At 61.9% G+C, this 8,672-nt stretch carries 9 protein-coding genes; 2 read left to right on the top strand and 7 right to left on the bottom strand.

The features are described from left to right. Positions 1–167 precede the first annotated feature (167 nt). Entirely contained in the window at positions 168–599 is a 432-nt protein-coding gene (locus EN914_RS14690) for a DUF4437 domain-containing protein (protein WP_013529500.1), read from the top strand. 12 nt (positions 600–611) lie between these two features. On the opposite strand, the gene EN914_RS14685 is transcribed toward EN914_RS14690, so the two are convergent. The 7 genes from EN914_RS14685 to EN914_RS14655 form a co-directional block, all read right to left on the bottom strand. After that, entirely contained in the window at positions 612–1,697 is a 1,086-nt protein-coding gene (locus tag EN914_RS14685) for an ABC transporter ATP-binding protein (protein WP_013529499.1), read from the bottom strand. Continuing rightward, positions 1,697–2,800: an ABC transporter ATP-binding protein gene (locus EN914_RS14680; RefSeq protein ID WP_013529498.1), complete on the bottom strand. Its 1,104-nt coding sequence runs from the start codon at positions 2,798–2,800 to the stop codon at positions 1,697–1,699. The genes EN914_RS14685 and EN914_RS14680 overlap by 1 nt, the downstream gene beginning before the upstream one ends. Then, entirely contained in the window at positions 2,797–3,018 is a 222-nt protein-coding gene (locus tag EN914_RS14675) for a hypothetical protein (protein WP_013529497.1), read from the bottom strand. The genes EN914_RS14680 and EN914_RS14675 overlap by 4 nt, the downstream gene beginning before the upstream one ends. Next, positions 3,015–3,974, bottom strand: a complete 960-nt coding sequence (locus EN914_RS14670; RefSeq protein ID WP_013529496.1) for a carbohydrate ABC transporter permease — start codon at positions 3,972–3,974, stop codon at positions 3,015–3,017. Before EN914_RS14670 ends, EN914_RS14675 begins: the two co-directional genes overlap by 4 nt. 1 nt (position 3,975) lies before the next feature. Beyond that, entirely contained in the window at positions 3,976–4,881 is a 906-nt protein-coding gene (locus EN914_RS14665) for a carbohydrate ABC transporter permease (RefSeq protein ID WP_013529495.1), read from the bottom strand. A 65-nt stretch (positions 4,882–4,946) separates the two neighbouring features. Then, the gene (locus EN914_RS14660; protein ID WP_013529494.1) at positions 4,947–6,263 is read right to left on the bottom strand and encodes an ABC transporter substrate-binding protein; all 1,317 of its coding nucleotides are present in this window, start codon (positions 6,261–6,263) and stop codon (positions 4,947–4,949) included. Between the two features lie 359 nt (positions 6,264–6,622). After that, a complete protein-coding gene (locus EN914_RS14655; RefSeq protein ID WP_024504437.1) occupies positions 6,623–7,318 on the bottom strand; it encodes a TetR/AcrR family transcriptional regulator in 696 nt (231 codons plus the stop codon). Positions 7,319–7,429: 111 nt separating this feature from the next. On the opposite strand from EN914_RS14655, the gene EN914_RS14650 reads away from it, so the two are divergent. Then, positions 7,430–8,626, top strand: coding sequence for a Tm-1-like ATP-binding domain-containing protein (locus EN914_RS14650; protein ID WP_013529492.1), 1,197 nt, complete (start codon positions 7,430–7,432; stop codon positions 8,624–8,626). Positions 8,627–8,672: the final 46 nt, after the last annotated feature.

Here is an 8,672-nt window from a genome sequence, read left to right as displayed (position 1 = left end):
GCATCAATCGCATCGGCACCAGCCGCAGCGTGGCCGTGGATTGCCGGGTCTGGATGAATTGCCAAGCCTTCCGGACGCAATGCCATTGCCAGGCCAACCGCATGCAATAGCTTGCCAGAACCAGGCAGCGAGAGGCCGGCGGCAAGCCGGTCCGAAGAGGAGAACCAATGCCAAATCATCCGAAGCTCATCGCACTCGCCGTCATGCTTGCGGTTCCCGGGCGCGCCTTTGCCCTCGAGGACAGCTACCTGCCGGCCGACAAGATCCCCTATGTGGCGGAAGTACCCGACCAGCCGCATCGTCTTGGCCCATTGTGGGGCGAGCGGGCCAAGGGTCCGGCAGGCACGTTGCTGAAGGTTCCCGGCAACTGGCGCGCACCGGTCCATGCGCACACCGCGGATTATCGTGCGGTGGTCATAAAGGGGATGTGGGCGCACTGGCAGATGGATGGCGGCGAGGCGACCAAGGTCGAACTGCCTCCTGGATCCTACTGGACCCAGAAAGCCAATGAGATGCATGACGACGCCTGCGTCTCCGACACGGAATGCGTGATCCTGCTGATCAACGACACGCCCTACGAAACCTACTTCCAGAAATAGGCTCGGATGCGGCTACGAGGCGTGTCGCAAGCTGACGCCGCTGCCCTTGTCGAACAGCACCACCTTGTCGGGGTTCCAGGCAAAGCGCACCGCCTGCTCGATGGCGACGTCGGTCCTGGCCGGCACGGTTGCACGCAGTGTCGCGTCTCCGACGCGCAGCGTCAGGATCTTTTCCACGCCGTGGTTCTCGACGTCGTGGACACGCGCCTCGACCGGCGCGCCGCTCTCGAGATAGACGTCCTCGGGACGAATGCCGAAGACGAGCGGGCGACCGTCGGTCGCCCCGCCCGCTTTGGCTCCCCCTGAAAAAGGCAATTCGAAATTCAGCGGCGCCATCACCGCGCGGCCGTTCACGAGCTTGCCGTCGATGAGGTTCATCGGCGGCGAACCGACGAAGCTCGCCACATAGGTGTCGCGTGGATTGTTGTAGATCTCATGCGGTGTGCCGGTCTGGACGATTCGGCCATGGTTGAGCACGCCGACCTTGTCACCCATCGACATCGCCTCGATCTGATCGTGGGTGACGAACAGGAAGGTGGCGCCGAGCTGTATCTGCAGGTTCTTCAGTTCAGTCCGCAGCGCCTCGCGCAGCTTGGCGTCGAGCGCAGACAGCGGCTCGTCCATCAGGAACACACGCGGCTTGCGCACAATGGCGCGGCCGATCGAGACGCGCTGCATCTCGCCGCCGGACAGCCGATCCGTCTTGCGGTCGAGCAGATGCTCGATCCGCAGCGTACGGGCGGCACGGTCGACACGGTCCTTGATCTCGGCGTCGGGTAGCCGGCGAATTTTCGGCTTCAGCGGGAATTCGAGATTTTCGCGCACCGTGTAGCGCGGATAGAGCGAATATTGCTGCAGCACCAGCGCCACGTCACGCTCGGCCGCACCCCAGTCGGCAACGTCGACGCCGTCGATGAAGACCTGGCCTTCGCTGGGCTTCTCCAGGCCGGCGATAAGCCGCAGCGTCGTCGTCTTGCCGGCGCCCGTCTCGCCCAGCAGCACGAAGAACTCGCCATCGGCAATATCGAGATCGAGCCCGGTGAGCGCCGTGTGGTTGCCGAAGGTCTTTGAGATGTTCTTGAGCTGGATATGGGCCATCAGAGTCTCACCTCGAGCGACTTGCCGCTTGCCTTGTCGAAGAAATGCGCCTGGGTCGGGTCGATCCTGGCGAAGACCCTTTCACCGGGTCCGGCAACGAAGCCGCTCTTGGTGCGGGCCCGCAGCAACTCGGTTCCGACCTTGAGATCGACGATGTCGAAGGAGCCGAGCGGCTCGACGATATGCGTGTCGACAGGCACGAAGCCCTCGGTCGCCTCGCGCCGGATGAGCACGCCTTCCGGCCGTATGCCAAGCGCCAACTGGCCGCCGGCATGGCCGTTGAGCTTCGACAGCAGCGCTCGCGGGAACTCGAAGCCGGCGGCGGCTCCACCGACCGTCACCGAAACCGAGGACGCCGTCTCGGCCACCGCCGCATCGGTGACATTCATCACCGGGCTGCCGACGAATTGCGCCACGAACAGATTTGCCGGCTGCGAATAGACCTCGTCGGGCGTGCCGACCTGCTGCAAGACGCCTGCGTGCATGATGACGATGCGGTCGGCCAGGCTCATGGCCTCGATCTGGTCGTGGGTGACATAGATGGTGGTCGAGCCCTGCTTGATGTGCAGCCGCTTGATTTCCGCGCGCATCTCCTCGCGCAGCTTGGCGTCGAGCGCGCCGATCGGCTCATCCATCAGCATGGCTTTCGGCCGCCGCACCAGAGCGCGGCCAATGGCGACGCGCTGCATGTCGCCACCCGAGAGCGCCGACGGCTTCTTGTCCAGCAGGTCGGTGATCTGCAGCGTCTTGGCGACGGAGCGCACCTCGCTGTCGATCTCCGTCTTGCTCTTGCGCGTGGCGCGCAAGGGGAAGGCGATGTTCTCGTAGACGCTCATATGCGGATAGAGCGAGAACGACTGGAACACCATGGCGATGTCGCGATCGGCGGCCTTCAAATGCTGCACCGGCTTGCCGTCGATGAAGATGTCGCCCTCGTCGATGGTTTCCAGCCCGGCGATGGCGCGCAGCGTCGTCGTCTTGCCGCAGCCCGATTGGCCGAGCAGCACGATGAACTCGTTGTCGGCGATCTTGAGGTTCAGGTCCTTGATGACCTGGACGGCGCCGAAGAATTTCTGGACGCCGCGAAGCTCGATCTGGGTCAATGCTGTGCTCCCGGATTGCGCACCTGGCCGGTGCCGGCCTTCTCCTCGGGCGCGATCTTGGAGGTTACGTTGAAGCCGACGAGCCCGATCAGGATGATGGTCAGGCCATAGCTGTGCAGCAGCATGTTCCAGGGCTGGCAGAGCGCGACGATGCCGAGCACCATCAGTATCTGCGACCCAGGCTCAAGGTATTTCTGGTTGAAGGCGCGAAAACTCATTTGCGGATCGCTCCGAAGGACATGCCGCGCAGCAGATGATTGCGAAGCAGGAAGGTGAAGATGGCGACCGGCAGCAGGAACAGGAAGGTTCCGGAGGCGATCACCGTCCAGTCCGGCAGGCCCGAACCGACCTGGCTCGGGATGAAGGGAGGCGCGGTCTGGGCGCGGCGGTTGGTCATGATCAGCGCAAAGGCGTATTCGTTCCATGCGGTGATGAAACAGAACACGGCGGTGGCGGCGATGCCCGTGGCGGCCTCCGGCAGCACGATCTTGAAGAACGCCTCCATGCGCGTGTAGCCGTCGACAAGCGCGGCCTCCTCATATTCCTTCGGAATCTCGTCCATGAAACCCTTCATCAGCCACACGGAGAAGGACAGGTTGAAGGCGGTGTAGAGAATGATCAGGCCCAGATGCGTGTCGTTGAGCCCGACTGCCCGGTACATCAGGAACATCGGGATGGCGACCACCACCGCCGGCAACATGCGCGTCGACAGGATGAAGAAGAGCAGGTCCGCCTCCCCTTTCACCTTGAAGCGCGAGAAGCCATAGGCGGTGAATGTCCCCATGCCGACCGCCAACACCGTCGAGGTGATGGCGATGATAAGCGAGTTCAGGAAGCGGCTCGGATATCCCGACCATTGCACCTGGCCCTTGCCGTCGCGCACGATCTTCTCGCCGCCGTCGAACACGACGCGTTCCCACCACGGGGCGGCGGCATATTCTTCGGCCGACGGCGGGCTGCGCAACTGTGAGCGCTTTGTGAAAAGTTTGACGAAAGGCGAGATGGTCGGTTCGAACATCACCGTCGGCGGGATCGTCGTGGCCAGGTTGCGTGGCTTGAACGAGGTCGCCACGATCCAGTAGATCGGCGCCAGGAAGATGATCGTCACCAAAAGGACGGCGACAATAGCGACCTTGTTGAGCGCCCGTTCACCCGAAGTCTGGACGGCCGCCATCTCAGCGCTCCTTAACTTTGTTGAGGTATTTCACATAGATGTTGGTGATCGCCAGCACCATGATCAGCACGATATAGGCAAGCGCGCAGGAGCGCCCCGTCTGCCATTCCTGGAAAGCCATCTTGTAGAGACGGATGGAAATCACCTCCGTGCTCGGCTGCGTCGACAGCACATAGGCAAGATCGAAAGTCTTGAAGGCTTCCATGGTGCGGAAGATGACCGCGATCATCAGGATCGGCGCGACCAGCGGCAGCGTGATGCGGAAGAAGGTATAGAACGGCCCGGCGCGGTCGATCGCGGCAGCTTCGTAAAGATGCTTCGGCACCGCCGAAAGCCCGGCGAGCGACAACAGCATGACGAAGGGCGACCACATCCAGATGTCCGTGAACGCGACCGCGTAGAGCGCCATCTTCGGGTCGCCGAGCCATTGGAATTTGCCGAGGTCGAGCACGTAGTTGATGACACCCCAGGACGGATCGTAGAGCAGCTTCCAGAACAGGCCGACCACCGCCATCGAGAGCATCATCGGCAAGAGCAGCAATGTCGTGATCAGGCCCTTGAGCGGAATGGTGCGATTGAGCAGCATTGCCGTTCCAAAGCCGACGACAACCTGACCGACGACCGAGACGATGACGTATTTCGCGGTCACCGCGAAATTGTTCCAGATATAAGGGTCGCTGAGGAGCTCGCGATAGTTCTTCAGTCCGACGAAATTGGCCGGCGCATTGGTCGATGCGCGGAAGTCAGTGAAGGAATAGCCGAGCGAATAGATCAGCGGAAAGATGTTGAAGACGATCAGGAACACGATCGTCGGAATGATGAAGAGGTTGCGTATCGAAATGTCGCTGAGGCCGCGAGAGGCGGCTCTGGAGGAGGTATTCAGCGGTGTGATCATTGTGGTCGCCAAGACCTGCTCCCATTCCTGAAAAAGAAAACGGAGGAGGCGCAGGCCTCCTCCGCACTACATGTCGGTTATTGGCCGCGGCCGTATTTCTTGAACGTGGCGTCCCAATCCTTCGCCAGCGCATCCAGCATTTCCTTGGCCGTACCATCGCCGTTTACGATGTACGGATAGACACGCTGGTTGAGCTGCTGCAGCAGTTCCGCATACTCCGGCACCGCCCAGAAGTCCTTGACCTTGAACATCGTGTCGTAGAAGGCCTTGTTGTAGGGCGTGGCGTTCTGGAACTCGGCCGATTCCAGCACGGCCTTGTTGCAGGTGTAGCCACCGAGGGCCGCCCACTTCTTCTGCGTATCGTCCTGGATGAACCACTTCAGGAATTTCATCGCCTCTTCCTTGTTGTTGGAATAGGAGACGACGGAAATGCCCTGGCCGCCGAGCGCGGCGAACTGCTCGCCACCTGGACCTGCCGGGTTGGCGAAGAAGCCGGTGTTCTTGGCGTTCGGGTTCGACGCCTCGTTGATCAACGAGGGGAAGAAGGCGAAGTAGTTCATGCTCATCGCCGCCAGGCCTTCGGTGATGGCCTGGTTGTTCTCGACGAAAAAGGCGTTGGTCCAGCCCGGAGGCGTGAAGCCGAACAGCTTGCGGTAGTTTTCCGCCGCGGCCACCGCCTTGTCCGAGTTGATGATGCCGTCGACCTTGTAGGTGCCGAAGTCGCCGAGCTCACCGCCATACGAGAACAGCGCGTTCTCGAAGCCCATCGCCAGGCCGTCATACTGGTTCTGTGTGTAGATGGCGATGCCGTAGCGGTTCTGGTCGGGCCTGTTGAAGAACTCCGCGATGTCGGTCATTTCCTTGAAGGTCTTCGGAACGGCAAGGTCGTAGCCATACTTGGCCTTGAACGCTTCCATTTCCTTCGGATCCTCGAACCAGTCCTTGCGGTAGGCCCAGCCCACGGCGTCGCCCTCGGCCGGGATCGACCAGTATTTGCCGCTGTTGCCGGGATATTCGGAGTAGAACTTGACCGTCGCCGGAGCCATCTTGTCGAGAACCTTGTTCTCTTTGACGAAGTCGGTGAGGTCGACATAGTGACCGCCCTCGGAGGCGGCACCAAGCCATTGCGAGTCGCCGACGACCAGGTCATAGGCGCTGCCCTTGGCGTTGAACTCGGTAAAGGCCTTGGTCTGGAAATCGGCCCACGGGGTGGTTTCCACCGTGATCTTGACGCCGGTTTGCTTCTCGTACTCGTTGCCGAGCTCCTGCAGATAATTTGCGGGATCCCATTCAGCCCAGAAGATGGTGAGTGACTTTTCCTGCGCGTAAACGGACGTTCCGCAGGCAAGCGTTAAGCCGATACCAGCAAGTACGCTGGTCACTAACTTGCGCATAATGATTTCCTCCCTTGTGCGCGTTCTACCTTATCGTGCGAGCCGGCAACGTGGCCGGCCCTGGTAGTTCCTCCCGTGATCGCACCTTTCCGGTTTCGAGCCTCCTCGCCCCGCCGGAAAATGGATCGCAGCCCTCACTTTCGATCCGCTTTTCTGATCCAATCTGGTATTACCAATTTTGCATGCGCGTCAAGCCCTTTCTTGGCAGCTTGACGTGGCCATTTCCATCGGATTACCGCTTTATCTGCCTGTTTTACCAAGATTTTCCTACTCAGTGATATGATCGGGTATTGTCCAATACCCCACCCAACCGCTAAGATCAGTAGTGTGCATGCCAATCTGGTCGAACCAGTTAGGCTCTATTTCACGACTGCCTTCGGATCGAAGCTGCCTCCTTCATCGACCGATTCCGCCACTGCCGCACGCACCAGCGCCCCGGCCGCCCACTGTGCGACCGACATCGTCCGGCGGCTGTCCAGCCCCCAGATATCCTTGAGCACGATCAGCACCTCGACGCCGAAGATAAGCGACAGCGCCTGTGCCAGCCGCTTGAAGTCGCGCGGCGGCAAACGGCCCTTGAGCGGCGAGAGCGCATCCTTCAGCAGGTCGATGCGGTGGCCACGCGTAAAGGCGGGCTCACCGCCCAGCGTGCCGGCCTGACGCCGCGCCCATTGATCGAGCGACAGCTTCAGTGCTGCCTTGAACGTAGCCTCGAAGGCCTCGATGCGCGGCATGGCCGTGTCGAACAGCTCGGCGACCCGGCGCTCGGCATCGGCGGAGGTCGATTGCCAGGTGAGGATTGGCCCCAGCCCCTCGTCGACGACGGCCTGCACCAGTGCCGACTGGCTCGGGAAGTAACGATAGGCGGTGGCGCGGGAAACCTCGGCCGCCTCGGCGACCTCGCTGACTGAGGGCGTGACGCCCGCCTGCATCAGCCTTGTTGCCGTCTCCAGCATCAGCCGTTTGGTCCGCGCGCGCGGCCCACGTTCGGGCACTGGGCCGGTTGCCCGTTCAGCCTCGTCGCTCGCAGCGGATTGTTGACGTGAGACATTCATACCAATACGATACGCGCGTCTCAAAAATTTGCAATGGCGTCCGCATCGTCGAGTGGCCCGGGCAATGAGCGATGGGGGCGGCATCGCGCCTGCCAAGATTGGGAGAGCGCAATGAAGCGTATTTATGTGGTGGGGACCGCGGACACCAAGGGCGAGGAACTCGCCTTCCTGGCCGATGCGATCACTGCTGCGGGCGCCCTCGTTTGTCGTGTCGATGTCGGAACGCGCGACGCAACCATCCCCGTCGATATCAGCGCGAGGGAAATCGCCGACCATCATCCCGGCGGCCGTGAAACCGTGCTCGGCGGCAATGATCGCGGCGCCGCGGTCGCCGCAATGGGCATCGCCTTCGCCCGCTTTGCCCAATCGCGCAACGACATCGCGGCCATGATCGGCATCGGCGGCGGTGGCGGCACATCGATCGTCACGTCGGGCATGCGCGCCCTGCCGCTCGGCCTGCCCAAGATCATGGTCTCGACGCTCGCCTCCGGCGATACCGCTCCCTACGTCGATGTCTCCGACATCATCATGATGCCTTCTGTGACCGACATGGCCGGACTGAACCGGCTCTCCCGTGTCGTGTTGCACAACGCGGCTCAAGCCATATCAGGCATGGCGGCCAGCCCGGCGCCACCGCCCGACGGCAAGCCATCGATCGGCCTCACCATGTTCGGCGTCACCACGCCTTGCGTGACCGCCATCGCCGACCAGCTCCGTTCCGGATATGACTGCATGGTCTTCCACGCCACCGGCACCGGCGGCCGCAGCATGGAAAAGCTGGCCGACAGCGGCTTGCTGTCCGGCGTCGTCGACATCACCACGACCGAAGTCTGCGATCTTCTTTTCGGCGGCGTGCTGCCGGCGACGGAGGATCGTTTCGGCGCCGTCGCACGCACGGGGCTGCCCTATGTCGGCTCCGTCGGCGCGCTCGATATGGTGAACTTCTGGGCGCCTTCGACCATCCCGGAACACTATCGCGACCGGCTGTTCTACGAACACAATCCCAATGTCACGCTGATGCGCACCACGGCGGACGAATGCCGTGCGATCGGCGAGTGGATCGGCACCAGGCTCGCCCGCTGCGGGGGACCGGTGCATTTTCTCATCCCGGAAAAAGGCGTCTCGGCGCTCGACATCGAAGGCGGCGCCTTCTTCGACCCGGAAGCCGACGCCGTTCTGTTCGATGCCATCGAGCGCACCATCAAGCCCAACGGCAAGCGCCGCGTGACGCGCCTGCCGCTGCATATCAACGACCCGGAATTCGCAAAGGCAGCAACAGCGGCCTTCCTCGACATCGCCAGACAGTGAGAGACCTAAAAAAATGCCCGCCATACCGCGCAAGGACATCTTGAAG

Source organism: Mesorhizobium sp. M7A.F.Ca.CA.001.08.2.1, assembly GCF_003998455.1.
GTDB lineage: Bacteria > Pseudomonadota > Alphaproteobacteria > Rhizobiales > Rhizobiaceae > Mesorhizobium > Mesorhizobium ciceri.
Note: the sequence above shows the minus strand (reverse complement) of the source record. Positions and strands in the feature narration are given on the sequence as shown.

What these genes read in the sequence shown, in the direction of transcription:
- EN914_RS14685 (WP_013529499.1), bottom strand. Translation starts at nt 1,697, where the DNA reads ATGGCCCATATCCAGCTCAAGAACATCTCAAAGACCTTCGGCAACCAC.
- EN914_RS14655 (WP_024504437.1), bottom strand. Translation starts at nt 7,318, where the DNA reads ATGAATGTCTCACGTCAACAATCCGCTGCGAGCGACGAGGCTGAACGG.
- EN914_RS14650 (WP_013529492.1), top strand. Translation starts at nt 7,430, where the DNA reads ATGAAGCGTATTTATGTGGTGGGGACCGCGGACACCAAGGGCGAGGAA.
- EN914_RS14670 (WP_013529496.1), bottom strand. Translation starts at nt 3,974, where the DNA reads ATGGCGGCCGTCCAGACTTCGGGTGAACGGGCGCTCAACAAGGTCGCT.
- EN914_RS14660 (WP_013529494.1), bottom strand. Translation starts at nt 6,263, where the DNA reads ATGCGCAAGTTAGTGACCAGCGTACTTGCTGGTATCGGCTTAACGCTT.
- EN914_RS14690 (WP_013529500.1), top strand. Translation starts at nt 168, where the DNA reads ATGCCAAATCATCCGAAGCTCATCGCACTCGCCGTCATGCTTGCGGTT.
- EN914_RS14675 (WP_013529497.1), bottom strand. Translation starts at nt 3,018, where the DNA reads ATGAGTTTTCGCGCCTTCAACCAGAAATACCTTGAGCCTGGGTCGCAG.